The 17,124-nt window shown below is 64.3% G+C and carries 14 protein-coding genes; 9 read left to right on the top strand and 5 right to left on the bottom strand.

Translation table 11 applies throughout. The features are described from left to right. Nucleotides 1-24 precede the first annotated feature (24 nt). The 7 genes from OH491_RS07620 to OH491_RS07590 all read left to right on the top strand — a co-directional run bounded on the left by OH491_RS07620 (nt 25) and on the right by OH491_RS07590 (nt 8,407). Nucleotides 25-1,050 carry a zinc-dependent alcohol dehydrogenase gene (locus tag OH491_RS07620; protein ID WP_068772316.1) on the top strand — a complete coding sequence of 342 codons (1,026 nt, stop codon included), beginning with the start codon at nt 25-27 and terminating at the stop codon, nt 1,048-1,050. Then, on the top strand, nt 1,047-2,093 hold the full coding sequence (locus OH491_RS07615; protein ID WP_068772317.1) for a Gfo/Idh/MocA family protein: 1,047 nt from the start codon (nt 1,047-1,049) through the stop codon (nt 2,091-2,093). Before OH491_RS07620 ends, OH491_RS07615 begins: the two co-directional genes overlap by 4 nt. Nucleotides 2,094-2,107: 14 nt before the next feature. Beyond that, nucleotides 2,108-3,196 carry a Gfo/Idh/MocA family protein gene (locus tag OH491_RS07610; protein WP_068772318.1) on the top strand — a complete coding sequence of 363 codons (1,089 nt, stop codon included), beginning with the start codon at nt 2,108-2,110 and terminating at the stop codon, nt 3,194-3,196. A 12-nt stretch (nt 3,197-3,208) separates the two neighbouring features. Continuing rightward, nucleotides 3,209-4,192: an NAD(P)H-quinone oxidoreductase gene (locus OH491_RS07605; RefSeq protein WP_068772319.1), complete on the top strand. Its 984-nt coding sequence runs from the start codon at nt 3,209-3,211 to the stop codon at nt 4,190-4,192. 98 nt (nt 4,193-4,290) lie between these two features. After that, entirely contained in the window at nt 4,291-5,553 is a 1,263-nt protein-coding gene (locus OH491_RS07600) for an MFS transporter (RefSeq protein WP_068772320.1), read from the top strand. Between the two features lie 12 nt (nt 5,554-5,565). Further along, complete coding sequence (locus tag OH491_RS07595; RefSeq protein ID WP_068772321.1) at nt 5,566-6,015, top strand: hypothetical protein; 450 nt, start codon at nt 5,566-5,568, stop codon at nt 6,013-6,015. 274 nt (nt 6,016-6,289) lie between these two features. Beyond that, complete coding sequence (locus tag OH491_RS07590) at nt 6,290-8,407, top strand: family 43 glycosylhydrolase (RefSeq protein WP_068772322.1); 2,118 nt, start codon at nt 6,290-6,292, stop codon at nt 8,405-8,407. A 68-nt stretch (nt 8,408-8,475) separates the two neighbouring features. Here the strand turns inward: OH491_RS07590 and OH491_RS07585 are convergent, their stop codons facing one another. The 5 genes from OH491_RS07585 to OH491_RS07565 form a co-directional block, all read right to left on the bottom strand. After that, nucleotides 8,476-9,861 (bottom strand): TolC family protein, encoded by a 1,386-nt coding sequence (locus tag OH491_RS07585; protein ID WP_068772323.1) that lies wholly within the window; start codon nt 9,859-9,861, stop codon nt 8,476-8,478. Nucleotides 9,862-9,946: 85 nt separating this feature from the next. Continuing rightward, nucleotides 9,947-10,078, bottom strand: coding sequence for a hypothetical protein (locus OH491_RS07580; protein WP_334319620.1), 132 nt, complete (start codon nt 10,076-10,078; stop codon nt 9,947-9,949). Next, a complete protein-coding gene (locus OH491_RS07575) occupies nt 10,075-13,194 on the bottom strand; it encodes an efflux RND transporter permease subunit (RefSeq protein WP_068772324.1) in 3,120 nt (1,039 codons plus the stop codon). Before OH491_RS07575 ends, OH491_RS07580 begins: the two co-directional genes overlap by 4 nt. Before the next feature lie 185 nt (nt 13,195-13,379). After that, nucleotides 13,380-14,534: an efflux RND transporter periplasmic adaptor subunit gene (locus OH491_RS07570; RefSeq protein WP_068772325.1), complete on the bottom strand. Its 1,155-nt coding sequence runs from the start codon at nt 14,532-14,534 to the stop codon at nt 13,380-13,382. Nucleotides 14,535-14,652: 118 nt separating this feature from the next. After that, on the bottom strand, nt 14,653-15,210 hold the full coding sequence (locus OH491_RS07565; RefSeq protein WP_068772326.1) for a MarR family winged helix-turn-helix transcriptional regulator: 558 nt from the start codon (nt 15,208-15,210) through the stop codon (nt 14,653-14,655). A gap of 196 nt (nt 15,211-15,406) precedes the next feature. Between OH491_RS07565 and radC the strand changes: the two genes are divergently transcribed. Together radC and OH491_RS07555 are read left to right on the top strand one after the other, a co-directional pair. After that, nucleotides 15,407-16,168, top strand: coding sequence for a RadC family protein (gene radC / locus OH491_RS07560; protein ID WP_068772327.1), 762 nt, complete (start codon nt 15,407-15,409; stop codon nt 16,166-16,168). A 155-nt stretch (nt 16,169-16,323) separates the two neighbouring features. Then, a protein-coding gene (locus OH491_RS07555; protein WP_145928461.1) for an IS5 family transposase occupies nt 16,324-17,096 on the top strand; the annotation gives its coding sequence in 2 pieces (ribosomal slippage) (nt 16,324-16,639 and nt 16,639-17,096; 774 coding nt in all). The last annotated feature ends 28 nt before the right edge of the window (nt 17,097-17,124 follow it).

Below are 17,124 nucleotides of genomic sequence, written 5' to 3'. Positions count from 1 at the left end.
ACATCAGTTATAAAACAAAACATCATGAATCGAAAAATCATCCAATTCGTCTCCGTCGGAAAGGCGGAATTGATTGACGAGCCGCTGCGCAGAATCGCCGACGAGGAGGTGCTCGTCGCCAACGAGATTTCCGCCATCAGCGCCGGCACCGAGCGCGCCAACCTGATGGACCTGCCCAACCTCGGCGGCCCCGGCGCGCTGCCCGGCCAGTTCCCGAAACGCCTCGGCTACAGTGGCGCGGGGCGTGTCGTCGAAACCGGCAGAAACGTCCGCGGCGTGAAGGCCGGCGACCGCGTGCTGACGCACTGGGGCAGTTGCCATTCCAATTTCAATTATATAAACGAAAACAGTCTCGCGAAAATTACCGGCGGCGCGCTGCCATCCGAGCACGCCGTCTTCGGCGTGATAGCGGGATTTTCGCTCGGCGGCTTGCGCAAGACGCGGCTTGAGATCGGCGAAAGCGCGGCGGTCGTCGGGCTGGGGATACTCGGCGTGTTCGCGGTCGCGCTGTGCCGTGTCGCCGGAGCCGCGCCCGTCATCGCGTCGGACTTGAGCGCCGCGCGCCGGGAACTCGCGCTGTCGCTCGGCGCGCACCATGTGTTCAACCCGGCGGATGGCGATTATGTTGAAAAAGTCCGCGAGGCGTCGCGTGGCGGCGTGAACGCGGTCATCGAGGTCTCGGGACAGGCCGTCGCGCTGAAACAGGCGCTTGGGTTCACCGCGCGATTCGGGCGCGTCGCGCTGCTCGGCTGCACACGCGTCTCGGACGCGGCGATTGATTTTTATCAGGAGGTTCACCGCCCCGGCGTGGAAATCATCGGCGCGCACACCCAGGCCCGCCCGGAGCACGACTCGCGCCCCCACGCCTGGACCTGGCGCGACGACGCCCGCGCCGTCCTCGATTTCATGGCGGACGGACGGCTCGACATGACGAAAATCCTCTCCGCCGTGTATTCGCCAGCCGAGGCCCCCGCCATCTATTCGTCGCTCGCGCAAGCTCCGCAAACCTTCCCCGTCGGCGCCGTCTTCGACTGGAGGAAACTCAAGTGAAACCGCTTAAAATCGCCCAGCTCGGCGTCAGCCACGAGCACGCCGCCGGCAAGATGCGCTCGCTGCGCCTGCTCCCGGACGCCTTTGAAATCGTCGGCGTGGTGGACGACCGCGCCACGACACGCGCCGCGAATTACATCCATTGGGACAAGGAAGAATCCGCCTACGACGGCCTTCCCCGTCTGACCGAGGAGGAGCTTTTCGCACTGCCCGGCCTGGACGCTGTGGCGGTCGAGGTGCCCAACCTTGAGCTGGTGCCGGCGGCGAGGCGTTGTCTCGCGCGCAATCTCCCGATCCACATGGACAAGCCCGGCGGCGGCGCGCTGCTCCCCTTCGTTCAACTCCGCCGCGACTACGAGGCCGCCGGCCTGCCTTTTCAGATGGGCTACATGTTTCGCGGCAACCCCGCCATGCGCTGGATCCTCGACGCCGCGCGGCGCGGCTGGCTCGGCGAAATTTTCGAGGTTCAGGCCAGCATGAGCCACAACTACGGCAACGCCTCCTACGCGGACTACATCGCCAACTTTCGCGGCGGCCTCATGTTCAACCTCGGCTGCCACCTGATTGATTTTGTCGTCTCGCTGCTCGGCGCGCCCGCCGGCGTTTTCCCCTTCCTGAAAAACGCCCCCGGCGACGCGCCCGGCGCCCACACAAATTGCGTCGCGATTCTGGAATATCCCGTCGCCACCGTCACGCTCCGCGCGTGCAGCCGCGAGGTGGACGGCCTCGACCGCCGCCGCCTGAAAATCTGCGGCACGAAGGGCAGCGTCGAACTCTGCCCGCTGGAACGCTACGACGGCAAGCCTCTGCAAATGTCGCTCGTCCTGCGCGAGGGCAACGAGGAGCGCGCCGCCGGCTCGCACACGCTCGACTTTGGCCCCGTCCGCGACCGCTACGAGGACCAGTTGCTCGAATTCGCCAAAGCCATCTGCGGCGAAACAACACCCGCCGCCGCCTCCGACCTCCTCCTCGACAGCCGCCACGACTGTCTCGTCCAGAAAGTCCTCCTCGCCGCCTCCGGCATCACCTCATTCGTCGCATAAGTCCCATTCGTCCCATGAAATTCTCCTCGGCACCCATCAAATTCGGCGTTTGCGGCCTCGGTCGCATCGGTGCGCAACACTGCCGTTTTTTCTCGAAGGACAGCGCCCGCTACCAACCCGTCGCCTTTTGCGACACCGACGCGACCCGCGCCCGTGAAACCGCCGCGAAGTATCAAGGAAAACCTTGCACGGATTTCGCGGCGTTCCTGGCCGACCCGGACATGGAACTGGCGATTATCGCCACGCGCTCGCTCGACCACGCCCGCCACGCCGAACAGGCGATCGCCGCCGGCAAGATCGTCCTGCTGGAAAAACCAATCGGCGTCACCGCGCGCGATTACGCGACCTTGCAACGGCTCGCCCGCGAGCATCCCGGCAAACTTTATTGCGGGCACAACCACCGCTTCGAACCGGCGTTTCAAAACACGCTCGCAATCGTCCGCGAGGGCATCCTGGGTAAAATTTACGCGGTGAAACTCAGCAAGCACCACGTTTTCATGCGGCGCGGCGACTGGCAGGCGCGGCTCGATTGCGGCGGCGGGCAGCTCAGCGTTTGGGGGCCGCATTTGCTCGACCATGCGCTGCAATTGCTCGGCGGTTCGCCGGTGCGCGGCGTGTGGAGTTATTTGCGCCGCGTGCTCACGCCGGGCGACGCCGACGACCACATGCGCGTCCTGCTCTCGGCGGAAAACGGCGTCGTCGCCGAAATCGAAATCAGCAACTCCGTCGCGCTGCCCGCGCCCTCTTGCGTGATTTACGGCGACAGGGGCTCGCTGGTTTGCGGACAGGAGCAAAAGGAAATCCGTCTCCGTTATCTCGCGCCGGATTTTCACTGGGGCGCGGCGTCCGCCAGCGCTGACACCCCGCCGGTGGAAGGCCCCTGGCACGAGGGCGCCGACAAACTCCCATGGATTGAGGAGACCCGCGCCGTCACGCCGGACGTGAACATGTGGGATTATGTGGAAATCGAACTCGCCCGCCATCTCCACGCGGCCATTCGCGGCGGCGTTCCGTTCCCCATAAAAAATTCCGACGCGCTGGAGGTCGTTCGTCTCACCGAAATCGTCAAAAAGCAAAATGCCCAGTTCAACTGGGCTGGGTAAGAATCATTTCCGATGAAAGCCATCATCATCAAAGACCATAAACTATTCTGTGAAACAGTGCCCGACCCCGTCCTCAAGGACGGCGAGGTGCTCGTCAATGTGCGCGCCGCCGCGGTGAACCGCGCCGACCTCATGCAGGTGGACGGCAATTATCCGCCGCCTCCCGGCGCGCCCGACTGGCCGGGGCTGGAGGTCGCCGGCGAAATCGTGGAGGTGCCGGAAACGGTCCGACGCCAGTGCGCGTGGAAAGCGGGCGACAAGGTCTGCGCCCTCCTCGGCGGCGGCGGCTATGCCGAGCGCGTCGCGGTGCATCATTCGATGCTCATGCCCGTTCCCAAGGGCCTGCCCCTGACGGAGGCGGCGGCGCTGCCCGAGGCATTCGCCACGGCCTACCTGAACCTGTTTATCGAGGGTGGCGCGAAGGCCGGGCAAACCTTCCTCATGCACGCCGGCGCGAGCGGCCTGGCGAGCGTCATTATTCCGGTGGCGAGAGCCTTCGGACTGCGCGTCATCACAACCGTCACCGACGCCGAAAAGGCCAAAATGATCGCGCACCTCAAGGCCGACGTGGTGGTTGACACCTCCAAGGAGAACATCGCCGACGTGCTCAAGCGCGAGGCGGATGCCGGCCGCCCGCTCAACCTCGCCATTGACTGTCTCGGCAGCGAGAAGGTCGGCGAGTGCTTCCCCCACGTCGCCTACGCCTGCCGCTGGATCATGATTGCGACGCTCGCCGGCGACATCACACCCGTGAACCTGCGGACGATGTTCATGAAAAACATCCGCCTGATCGGCAGCACGCTCCGCAGCAAGCCGCCGGAGACGAAGGCGAGAATACTCGCCGAACTCGTCCGCGACGTCTGGCCGAAAATCGAGGCGGGCGAGGTGCGCCCGACCATTTTCAAAGTCCTGCCGATGGAGGAGGCGTCCGCCGCGCACGCCCTGCTCCGGGACAACGTGAGCGCCGGCAAGGTTGTCCTCACGCTGGGCGAATAAAAACCGAACCATGAAAATCACCACAAAGGAGAAATTATATAAACAATTCTTTGTGCCCTTTGTGTCTTTGTGGTGAATAAAAAACCAACCCCGAAAAAATGACCAAAAAGAAAATCCCCTACGCATGGGAACTTATCGCATGGCTCTGGCTTGCCTACTTCATGAACCAGGCCGACCGGCAGCTCTACAGCGTCGTCCAGAAGCAGGTGCAGCAGGCACTCGGGCTGACCGACATCCAGACCGGGCTGGTCGGCACGGTGCTCATTGCGGCGATGGCCGTGATGATGCCCGTCGCCGGCTTTCTCGGCGACCGTCTTTCCCGCAGCCGCATCATCCTGTGGAGCCTGCTGGCGTGGAGCGCCGCGACGCTCCTGACGGGCTTCACCACCGGGCTGGTCTCGCTCATCCTCATCCGCAGCCTGGCCACCGCGGTGGGCGAGGCGTTCTTCGTTCCCGCCGCCACCGCGCTCATCGGCGAATTTCACGTGAGAACGCGCAGCCAGGCGCTCGCGATTTACCAGTCGGCGCAGTATTTCGGCGCGGTCTCCTGCGGGCTGGCCGGCGGCTGGGTCGCGCAGCGATACGGCTGGAAGCACTCGTTCTGGATTTTCGGCGGCGCGGGCATCCTCCTCGTGGCGCTCATGTGGCGGCGGTTGAAAGACGCGCCGAAGGCCCCGCGCGCGGCCGCCGCAGTCGAGCCTGTCGGCGTCGTCCTCCGCGCGCTGGCGCGCACGCCGACCGCGCTGGTGCTGGCCGCCGCGCTGGGCTGCTCCACCTTCGTCAACATGGGCTGCCTCGCCTGGATGCCGACCTACCTGCAGCTTGAGCCGTTCAACCTCTCGCCCGTGAGCGCCGGTTTCAACAGCATGTTCTACTACCAGCTCTTCTCCTTCGCCGGCGTGCTCCTCGGCGGGCGTTTCACCGACAAGCTCGTCGTCCGCCGTCCCGCCTTCCGCGTCGAGCTCTCCGGCGCGGCTCTGCTCCTGTGCGCGCCGGCGCTTTACCTGATGGGCGCGACGCACAGCCTCTGGGCGGTGTATGCGGCGCTGGGCGCGTTCGGCTTCTTCCGCGGCCTCTACGACGCCAACATTTATGCCTCGCTCTTCGATGTGACCGCGCCGCGCCATCATTCCTCGGCCATCGGCCTGATGGCCGGTTTCTCGTTCGCCATCGGCTCGCTCGCGCCCATCGCGCTCGGCGCCATCAAGCAATATCATGCGCTCCACGCCGGTTTCTCCGCGCTGGGCGCGGTCTATGTCGTCGCCAGCCTCGCCCTCTTCGTCGCCGCGCGGGGATTTTTTCCCTCGGATTTTTCGCGCAACCAGCAACAACCCATCCCGTCCGCAACCCAGAAACAATAAACCAAGACCGCCATGAAAAAACTCATCCTTGCCGCAATCGTCGCCGCTCTTGCCGCCGCCCTCCCGGCGCCGGCCCAAAGCAACGCGCCCTACACCGAGGGCCCCGTCTGGGAAATCGGCCTCATCCACGCCAAGCACGGCATGGCCGACACCTACTTCAGGAGCATCACAAAAACGTTCAAGGCCGTCATGGAGGAGGCGAAGCAAAAGGGCTTCATCCTCGACTACAAAATCCTCTACGGACGCGCCTCCTCGCCGGACGACTTCAATGTGATGTCCATCGTGCAGCTCAAAAACTACGCCGCGCTCGACCGCTACCGCGAATTCATCGACCCCATCGCGCGCCGGATCGAGGGCGACACCAAGACGCAGCACGCGCGCTCCGCCACGCGCCTCGACATGCGCGAGGTGATTGGCTACAAACTCATGCGCGAAATCACCCTGACCGGCGGCGACGAATGAGTTTTTGAGGCGTTTCCCATTCAAAACCTTCGGCTTGTTTCACCGCAAAGACACGAGGGCGCAAAGGAGAAAGAGGTGTGTTATCATATTCAAGCCTTTGTGTTCTTTGTGCCTTGTCAGGCCACTCGGCTTCGCCTCGTAGAGTGGTGAGTTTAGTGGTTCGGTTTTTATTATCCCCGGATCCCGCAGATTCCTTCGGATTATTTTATATAAAAATCCGGGGTAATCTGTGGATAGTTTGATTGTTCCACCGAGTCCGCCCGCAAATCCCATCATGAGATTCCACTTCCTCGTCATCGCCGCGTTTCTCTCCACCGCCGTGCATGCGGCGGCGGATTCACCGGCGCCGCAAGCCGTTGTCTTCGTTGGTGGCGCGTCGCGTGACGACGCGACCGCGACCGCCGGGGAGTTCGCGGCGGCCTTCGAGCAACTCGCCGGCGGCGGCATCCTCGTCCTGCGCGGTCCTGTGCGCATAAATGGAAACTTTTCCGTTCCCGCGCACGACGCGCCCGTCACCGTGACGAGCGTTCACGCCGGGCGCGACTACCGGAGCGAGAACGGGGCGAAACTCATTCTCGGCAGCGCGTTCGAACTCAACGGCCCGGTGACGTTCGCCAGCGTCGTCATCACCCCGGGTGACAAGGCCGGCCGCATCTATTGCAATGGCCGCAAGGTCGTGTTCGGCGCGGACATTTCCTGCGAACCGCCGCCGGGAGGCAGGTTTCCCGCCATCGTCGCCGCGGCGCGCGAGGCGGACGGTCCCGCGGGCTCGGATGTCACGATTGCCAGCGGCCAGTGGGACACCGTGGCTGGCGGCGCATCCCACGATGCCGCGCCGACGTCCGGCATGTTGCGCATGACAATTAATGGCGGCCGGTTTTATGGCGCGGTGTGCGCCGTCGGCACGGGCCGGCACACGGGCGGCGCGGAGTTGACACTCAATGGTGGCCTCTTCCACGGCGGCGTCGCCGGGCTCGGCGTTCACGCGGGCGCGTCCGTGCGCGGCGACATCCGCGTCACGGTCAACGGCGGCACGTATTACAACACCATCGCCGCCTCGCGCCACGCGGGCGCGGAATTCGCCGGCTCCTACACGCTCGCGCTCAACGGCGGCGTTTTCACCAGCGTTACCAGCGTCACCGGCGCGCGCGGCCTGCGCGGCGGCGCGGCCTCCGCCCTGGTCGCCGCGCCCGCGTTGCTCGACGCGGAAAATACCGGCGAGCTCACTTTCACCAACCCGCTCATCCCCGGCGCCGACCCATGGGTGTGTTTCCACGACGGCTTTTATTACAGCACGGCCACGGGCGGCACGCAGCTGAACGGGCGCAAGGTGGCGAACCTTCCCGACCTGCCGTACGCCGAGCCGGTCGTGATTTGGCGTCCGCCGCCGGGCCGCGACTACTCGCGCAACCTCTGGTCGCCGAAATTCTACCAGTTCACCGAGGCCGAGGTCGGCGCGGAAAACGCCGGCTGGTATCTCTATCTCTCCGCCAACGACGGCAGCGGCCGCCCCTCGCAGGGACAGCGGATGTTCGTGCTTCGCTCGCTCTCCGGCGGCCCGCTCGGCCCCTACGGCGCGGCGACCGGCGACCGCGAGCCGAACGGCGCGACGCGGGTGTCCGCCGCCGCGAAAGACAGCTCCTTCAACAAGGTGTGGTGCGGCGGCGCCAAGGTGCTCAGGCACGGCGGCAAACTCTACTGCATTTGGGTGAGCGAGGTCGGGGATGCGTTTTCCAAAAAAACCGGCGACCGCTACCAAATCATCTGCATTGACCGCATGGTCAACCCGTGGACCGTCGAGGGCAGGCCCGCCATCATCAACCGCCCGACGCTCGCGTGGGAGAAGCATGGCGCCGGTCCCGGCAAGGCGGGGATGTATCCCGAAGTCGTCGAGGGCGGCACGCCGGTCCACGCCGCCGATGGCTCCCTCTACCTGCTCTACGCGGGCAGCGGCTACTGGACGCCGTATTACGCGATCGGAGTGATGAAACTGACCGGCGACGACCCGATGAACCCGGCCCATTGGCAAAAGGCGACCCAGCCCATCTTCAAGGCGTCGGACGAGGTCGTTGGCACGGGCAACGCCTGCTACGTGCCCTCGCCCACCGGCAAACTAAACTGGGCGATCTATCACGCCTACGTTGGAAAAAAGACGCGCGGCGTCCCGCGGCAACTGTTCGCCGAGCCCTATGTCGCGACTCACGAGCGCGTCACCATCGGGCGCGGCAGCCCGTTGCCGCTCGGCACGCCGTTGAAAATCGAGGCCAACCCGATGCCCCTGCGCAAAAAAATCAGCGACTTCACCGACGCGCCCCTGCCGCCCGGCGCGTCCGCTACCACCGCGACGGCTTCGACCCCGACAAACAGAGCCTCAACATTGATGTCCCCGTGATCCCGCCCATGCGGCAGTGTTGATGGCAGCGGGCGGCTGAGGACCGTCCGGTGTCAGCGGAGCTTCCGCTACGGTTTGAGCAGGAACGGATCGGCCTGGCCGGTGGCTTTGCGCAGGGCGGCGACGGCCACGTTGTAGCTGTAGTTCGCGTGAAGCTGGTTCAGGCGCGATTCGGTCAGCGACAGGCGCGAGGTCAGCACGTCGAGTTGCGTGGCGGTGCCCGCTGCATAACGCGAATCGGCCAGGCGCAGGGCCTCCTCGGCCTGCTCGATCACCTTCCGGGCGGCGTCAACCAGCTCGGCGGCCTCCTGCAACGAGGAATAGGCCTGGCGCACCTCGACCTCGACGGCGAGGGTGGTGTCGGCGGTGCGGAGCCTGGCCTGCGCGTATTGGGAGCGGGCCTGGGCCACGCGGCCGGCGGTGGCGCGCCCGTCGAAGACCGGCCAGTTCGCCTGCACGCCGATGTTCCAGCCGTCGAGCGAGTCGCCAAAGCCGTTCGGCCTCGACCTGTTGTCCTTGCGGTAAGTGTAGCCGCCGACGAGCGAGACTTCGGGTTGGTAGCCGGCCCTGGCGGCCTTCACGCCCGCCTCGTAGGCTTCCTCGAGGACGAGGAGTTGCTTGAGCTCGGGACGATTGCTGCGCGCGGCGTCGAGCGCGGCTTGCAGTTCATAGGTGACGCGGCTGATGGCGGCAAGGTCGCCGACGAACTCGGGCGTGCGGCCCGGGTCGGTCACGCCGGGATTGGCATAGCCGAGGGACTGGCGCAGGTGGTCGATGGCGGTGCGGTAGCCGTTGCGCGCGCGGATGAGGTCGGGCTGGGCGTTGGCGATGGCGACCTCGGCGCGGAGGACCTCGAAGCTGGAGGACGCGCCGGCCTCGAAGCGGTTTTTCGCGATGGTGCGCTCCTCCTCGAGGAGCTGGATGTTTTGCTCCTGCACCTTGATTTGCTCGCGGGCGAGCAGCACGTCGTAGAAGCGGGTGCGGACTTCGAGCAGCGCGTCGTTGATGACGGACTCCAGGCCGAGGAGGGAGGACTCGCGCGAGGATTTCTGCGCGCTCAACGCGGCGCTGACGCCGCCGCCGGAATAAAGGAGTTGCGAGACGGTGAGCTCGACCTGCCAGTTGTGCTTGTCCTTCGGCGAGCCGGGCGCGGAGCCGCTGTCAACGGTGAGGGTTTTGTCGGTGATGCCGTAGCCGGCGCCGACGACGGCCTGCGGCAGCACCTGGGCCTTGATCTCGACGATGAGCCCTTCCTGCTCGCGGATGCGCTCGCGGGCCTGGAGAATCTGGAAGTTGTGCTCGAGCGCGAACCGGAGGGCGGTTTCGAGATCGAGCTGCTCGGGGATGGCGGGCGGCGGCTCGGCCGCCGGCGCGGGGGCGGCGGAAAGCGCGAGGGACGCGCAGATCAGAAACGGGAGTGCGAGAAGGCGGCGGATGGAACGGACGAGGTGCATGTGATTGTGGTGGAAGTGTGCTGGTCGTTTTCAGAGGGAAAATTCCAAATCCCGAAATCCCAAAAAAATTCCAAATTCCGAAATTTCAAAAATCAAAGATGCCGCCGTTGGCGCGAAACCTCTGCAAAATTCCATGAGTCGCCGCCGCCGCTTTTTGGGATTTGCTCATTGGAATTTTTTTGGGATTTGGGATTTCGGGATTTGAAATTTTATTCATTCAGCGGCGGCGGGGATCGCGGCGGTTTCGGCCTCGATGACGCGGTCCTTGGAATGATCCTTGGCGAAGAGCATGTAGAGGCAGGGCACGACGAAGAGCGTGAGCATCGTGCCGATGGTCATGCCGCCGACCAGCACAAGGCCGATGGAGTTGCGCGCCGCCGCGCCCGCGCCGCTGACGAGCGTGAGCGGAAAGTGTCCGGCGATGGTCGCGGCGGAGGTCATCAGCACCGGGCGCAGGCGCGTGAGCGAGGCTTGGTGGAGCGCTTCGAGTTTGGAGAGGCCCTGCTCCTGGAGCTTGTTGGCAAACTCCACGATGAGGATGCCGTTTTTGGAAATCAGCCCGACAAGCGTCACGAGGCCGACTTGCGAGTAGATGTTGAAGGTCGTCGTGAAGCTGTCGGTCCAGAAGTGGAGCTGCGGCACGGGGAAGCGCGCGAACATGAAGAGGCCCGCGCCGAAGATCGCGAGCGGCACGGAGCCGAAGAGGATCACGATCGGGTCGCGGAACGAGTTGAACTGCGCGGCGAGCACGAGGAAGATCAGCACCGCGGCAAATCCCAGCGTGTACCAGAATTTCGTGCTGCCGCCCTCCTTGCGGAGCTGGCGCGATTCGCCGGTGTAGTCGATGAAGTAGCCCTCGGGCAGGATTTCCTTGGCGGCGTTTTCCAGCAACTTCAGGCCCTCGTCGAGCGAGACACTGGTCATGCCCTGGATGGTGACGGCGTTGAGTTGCTGGAAGCGGTTGAGCGAGCGCGGCACGGTTTTGTTTTCCACCGTGGCGATGGTGCTGAGCGGGATGAGTTTTCCGCCCGGGCCGGTGACGTAGATGTTCTGGAGCTGGCCGGGCGTGAGGCGCTCGACGCGCTTGACCTGCGGGATGACCTTGTAGCTGCGGCCCTCGATGTTGAAGCGGTTGACGTAGTTGCCGCCGATGGCCGCGCCGATGTCGGCGCCGACCTGCTGGAGGTTGAGTCCGAGCGCGGCGACCTTGTCGCGGTCGAGGATGAACTCGGCCTGCGGCTGGTCGTATTTCACGTCGATGCTCGGGGGAAAGAGGAACTTTCCGCTGGCGGCCGCCTTCTGCTGGATTTGCGTGGCAAACTCCAGCAACTCGCGCGTGTCGGCCGTGGACGCGATCACGAACTCGATCGGGAAAATGCCGCCGCCGGGCAGCGCGGGGGGCGAGAAGGCATTCATGTTGACGCCGGGGATGGCGGAGATGCGCGCCTGCACTTCGGGGAGGATCTGCGCGACCGTGCGGTCGCGCTGGTCCCACGGCTTGGTCACGAGGCCGGCGAACATCATGGCGGGCGCGGTGACCTGGAAAACGAAGTCGGTCTCGGGGCTGGCCTTGAAGGCGTCGTAAACGGCCCCGCCGAGCGGGCTGAGCTGGTCGATGGTGGCGTTGGGCGGCTGCTCGGCGAAACCGATGATGAAGCCCTCGTCTTCGGACGGCGCGAGTTCGGCGGGCGTGTTGGCGATCATGAACACGCCGAGCCCGCAAATCACGAGCCACAGCGCGTAAATGACGCCGCGCGTGCGCAGGATGCCGGTGAGCGTGTAGGAATAGGCGGCCCGGAATTTTTCGAAGACGAGCGTGGACACGCGCGCGAAGCCGCGCTCGCTTTCGTCGGGCCGGAGCAGGCGCGACGCCATCATGGGCGAGAGCGTGAGCGCCACGACTCCGGAGATGGTGACGGCGCCCGCGAGCGTGAACGCGAACTCGCGGAAGAGCGACCCGGTGAGGCCGCCCTGCAAGCCCACGGGCAGGTAGACGGCGACCAGCGTGATGGTCATGGCGACGATGGGGCCGACGAGTTCGCGTGCGCTGATGATCGCGGCCTGGATGGCGGTTTTCCCGGTGCGCAGGTGGCGTTCGACGTTTTCCACCACGACGATGGCGTCGTCCACCACGAGACCGACCGAGAGCACGATGGCGAGGAGGGAGAGGAGGTTGATGGTGAAACCGAAAACCTGCATGAGGAACACCGCGCCGATGAGCGAAAGGGGAATCGCGATCACCGGCACGATGACGGAGCGCAGCGTGCCGAGGAAAAGGAAAATGACGATGATGACGATGAGGAGCGTGTCGGCGAGCGTGCTGTAAACCTCGTGGATCGCATTGTTGATGTATTCGGTGGCGTCGTAGGCGATGAAGCCGTCGAGATTGCGCGGGAGGTCGCGTTTGATGGCGTCCATCTCGGAGCGGACGGCGGTGATGACGTCGAGCGTGTTGGCCGTGGGCAGCGGGAAGACGCCGATGAACACGGCGGTCTCGCCGTTGAAGCGCACCTCGGCGTCGTAGTCCTCGGCGCCGAGCACGACATCGGCGATGTCGCCGAGGCGCACGATCGCGCCGTCGCCTTCGCGGATGGCGAGGCGCTTGAACTCGTCCACGGAGCGGATGGCGGTGTTGGCCGTGAGGTTGACCTGCACGAGCGAGCCCTTGGTGCGGCCGAGCGCGGAGAGGTAGTTGTTGGCCGCGAGGATGGAGCGCACCTCGGCGGGGCTGATGTTGAGCGCGGCCATGCGGTCGGGTTTCAGCCAGATGCGCATGGCGAAGGTGCGCGCGCCCATGATCTCGGCGCGCTGCACGCCCGCCAGGGCGGAGAGGCGCGGCTGCACCACGCGCACGAGATAGTCGGTGATCTCGTTGGGCAGCAGCTCGGTGGAATTAAAGCTGAGGTAGGCGGAGGCGAACTCGCTGTCGGCGGACTGGACGTTGATGACGGGAATCTCCGCCTCGGGCGGCAGGTCCCCGCGCACTTGGTTGACGAGCGTGGTGATCTCGGAGAGCGCCTTGAGCGGATCGTAGTTGAGCTTGAGGCGGACGGTGATGGACGAGAGGCCGAGCGAGCTTTGCGACCGGATGTAGTCGATGCCGTCGGCCGCGGCGATGGAGCGCTCGATGGGGGTGGTGATGAAGCCTCGCACCAGTTCGGCGTCGGCGCCGATGTAAACGGTGTTGATGGTGATGCTGGCGTTGTCGGAGCGCGGATACTGGCGGACGCTGAGCGTGAAGAAATACGCCTGGATGCCCGCGATGATGATGACGAGGTTGACCACGATCGCGAGGACCGGGCGCTGGATGAAAATATCGGTGAAGCTTTTCACGTGGAAAATGGGTGCGGGAGGAAGGAGGGAGGAAAAGAAGCAACAAGTGTCAATTGACAGGCAACAGGTGGCAGACGGCAGGAAGCCCGCCACACTCTTCTTGATACTTGATACTTGTCACTTGGAACTTCGCCCCTCCGTGTCTTCGTGGTTGATTGATAGAGAGCGATAAAGATTGGGGCGTCTCAGGTGTCGTTTGGTTTCGGCGCGAGCTGGGCGATGGGCGCGAGTTTGTTGTCGACGACGACCGGGATCTTGTCGCGCAGCTTGAACACGCCGCTGGTGACAACCGTCTCGCCGCCCTTCAGGCCGCTCGTCACCGCGATGAAATCGCCGCGCTGCTCGCCGAGGCGCACGACTTCCTTGCGCAGGATTTGCACGGGTTTGCCGTCGGAGCCCTTCACGGCCTCGCCGGTTTTCTCGTCCTTTTTGTCCTCGATGATAAACACCGAGTCGCCATACGGCGCGTAGAGCACGGCGGTGGCGGGCACGGCGACCACCTTGCTGGTGTGCGGCAGGAGCACGGTCACGTTGACAAACATGCCGGGGCGGAGTTGCTCGTCGGGATTGCGGAGCGTGGCTTGCACGCGGACGTTGCGCGTGGCGGCGTCCACCTCGGGATTGATGGCGGTGATTTTGCCCTCGAACACGGCACCGGCGTCGGCGTCGGTCACGACGCGCACCGGCTGCGCGGCGGCGACTTGCCCGAGGCGCTGTTGCGGGAGGGAGAAGTCCACGAAGATCGGGTCGAGCGACTGGAGCGGGACGATGGCGTCGCCGGGATTGAGGATCTGGCCGAGGTTCACGAGGCGGATGCCGAGGCGGCCGGCAAAGGGCGCGCGGATGGTTTTTTTGGCGATGACCGCGCGGATGTTGTCGGCCTGCGCGGAGGCCTGCTTGAACTGCGCGTCGTTGGTGTCGAACTCGGCCTTCGAGATGGTCGATTTGGCGAGCAGTTCGCGCGAGCGGTCGAGATTGATCTTTGCGAGTTCGACGGCGGCCTCGGCGGCGCGGAGTTGCGCCTCCTCGGTGGCGGTGTCGAGTTGCACGAGCACGTCGCCGGCCTTCACGGTCGAGCCGGCGTCAAAGGCGATGCGCGTGATCTTGCCGCCCAGCTCGGCGGCGACCGTCACGCCCTCGACCGGCGCGAGCGAGCCGATGGCGGCGAGGTGCGACTGCCACGAATCATTGAGCACGGGCGCGGCGGTGACCGTCGTGACCGGCTCGTCCTGGGGCATGTTGACGAGGTGGTTGATTTGCACGCCCTTGATGACGACGACGAGCGCGATGATGCCGAGGAAACCGCCGATGGCGAGGAGGGAGACTTTGAGTCGGGACATAAAAAATGGGACGCGGCGCGTGGTTTGGTTGTGTGGTGTGTGAAAGTGTTAAAACAAATCCGGGCGCAAAAAGTTGCAGCAGGTCGCGCGGGCGCGGCACTTTTTCGCCACTGGACGGTCAAGTGCCTCCGTCAAAAGCCGGTGCGGCCGTCCCCTCGTCGCGCAATGTGTCGGCATGCGCGGCGATTTTGCGGAGCAGGGCGACAAAGGTTTTTTGCTCCTCCGCCGTGAGCGGCGCCATGAGGTCCGTCACTATGCGCATGTGCCCGGGCAACGCCGTCTTCATCAACGTCTCGCCTTTGGGCGTGAGGCTTACCGACATCATGCGGCGGTCGGTCGGATCGGGCTTGCGGATGACGAGCCCGTCGCGTTCGAGGGTGTCGATCAGGCCGGTCATCGTGGCGCGCGTGACCCCCGCGCAATCCGCGAGCGACGCCGGTGTCCGGCAATGCGGCAGGGCCTCCGCGTCGTGCCAAAGCAGCATCAGCACCATGAACCGGCCCGGCGTGATATGGTGCCCGGCGAGGTTCTTTTCCACGAGATCGAAGACCTCGTCGCTCGTGCGCAGCAAATGCAAATACACCTCGACGGCCCGTGGCTCCAACTCGGGAAAGCGTTTCGTTGCCTCCAGCAGGCACTCATAACGCGGCAGATCCTTTAGCAGCAAAAGTGGCATGAAACAGATGACAAATGAAAAAGTAAGGATGCTGACAATCAGGAAGCTAACTAGATGTGCAAGCCGCTTCGCAACATTAGCGGAAATTTCAAACAACAGAAATGCGGAATGAAATTGATTGCATAAAATTATAGTGCCTGTGTCTGACAATAATTTTGCATTATAGATATCGTATTCGTTAATTTGTATTAATCACATGCACTCCGTCTCTGCCGCCACCTCTGTGTCCGCCCCCTGTTTGCCGGAAGCCAGTTCGGTTACTAATCGATTGCGCGAGATGATTCCGGGCGAGCGTCCGCAGGAGCGGCTGCAACGCCTCGGTCCGGCCGCGCTCGGCGACACGGAACTGCTCGCGATGCTGCTGCGCAGCGGCACGCGCGGGCACGACGTGCTGTCCCTCGCCGCGCGGCTGCTGGCGGCGGCGGGCTCGCTGGGCAATCTCATCTCCTGGCGCGAGGCGGACTATCGGAAACTCAAGGGCATCGGGCGCGTGAAGGCGCTGCAACTCATCACGGTCATGGAAATCGCGCGGCGCGTCATCGGCCGGCAGGCGGGCGAGGCGCCGGTGCTGGATTCGCCGGCCGCGGCCGCCGCGTATCTGCTGCCGGTTTGCGCGGGGCTTGAGGTGGAGAAATTCTGGGTGCTGTGCCTCAACCGAAAAAACCGCCTGCTCAAGCGCGTGGAAATCACCTCCGGCACCGCGACGGCGAGCCTCGCCCATCCGCGTGAGGTTTTCCGCGAGGCGATACGCGAGGGCGCCGTGGCCATCCTCTGCATGCACAATCATCCCAGCGGCGACCCGCGTCCGAGCGCGCAGGACATCCAGGTGACGCGGCAGCTCCGCGACGCGTCGCGCGTGATCGGGATCGATCTGGTCGATCACATCATCGTCGGTCGGAAGGAAGCCGACCCGGCGGGCGCGGGATTTTATAGTTTCCGCGAAGCGGGGTTGGTGTGAGGAGAGAAGAAGTAGCAAGCCAGCAACGGCTCGGCGGGACGCCTCGCCCTACCCAAAAGGGTGATTCTCAGTGGTAATTGGTATAACAGGTGACAGGGCTAGGGCGTGTTAACATTAATTGCACTTGACGGTGATTTATGCGTATGAGGAGGGGAATGGAACTGACGAAGGAACACCTGGAGAGAATCAAGGACAGCCTGCCGGTGGAGCGGGGCAATGTGAGCATTGATGTGCTGAGCTTTCTAAACGGGGTGCTGTATGTGGCGGAGAACGGGTGCAAATGGAGGAGATTGCCGGAGAGGTTTGGGAACTGGCACACGATCTACACGCGGATGAATCGCTGGAGCAAAAGCGGAGTATGGGACCGGGTGTTCGAGCGGCTGCAGAAGGAAGGGCTGGTGCATCTGGAGCTGAAGGTGGTGTCGCTGGACAGTACCAGCGTGAAGGTCCACCCCGATGGGACCGGGGCGGAGAAAAAAACGGGCCTCAGGCGATCGGCAAATCACGAGGAGGCCGGAACACCAAGATTCATCTGGCTGCCGCGAATGATGTCCATGCCCTCGGCTTCCGCCTCTCGCCCGGGCAGAACGGCGACGGACCCGAGGGACGCGAGCTGATTGGCGAGTTGGGATGCCCGAGGCATGGATGCGCCCTGGCCATGGACATGGCCTACGAAGGCAACGAAACCCGCGGCTTGGCCTGCCTGCTCGGCTTCAAGCCTGTCGTCCCGCCCAACCCGTTGCGTCGAAAACCCTGGAAACTCAACCAGGCACTTTACCGCCAGCGCAACCACGTCGAGCGCCTCTTCCGCCGCATCAAGGGCTTCCGTCGCGTCTTCACCCGCTACGACAAGCTCGATGTCCTCTTCCGCTCTTTCGTCTCCTTCGCTCTCTCTTGGCTACTCCTCAATAGTGCTAACAGGTCCTAGAAGCAGGCGCGGCGATGAGCGGCGGGCA

This window comes from Termitidicoccus mucosus, from assembly GCF_038725785.1.
GTDB lineage: Bacteria > Verrucomicrobiota > Verrucomicrobiia > Opitutales > Opitutaceae > Termitidicoccus > Termitidicoccus mucosus.
The sequence above is the reverse complement of the archived record's forward strand: the minus strand, read 5'-3'. Positions and strand labels throughout refer to the sequence as shown.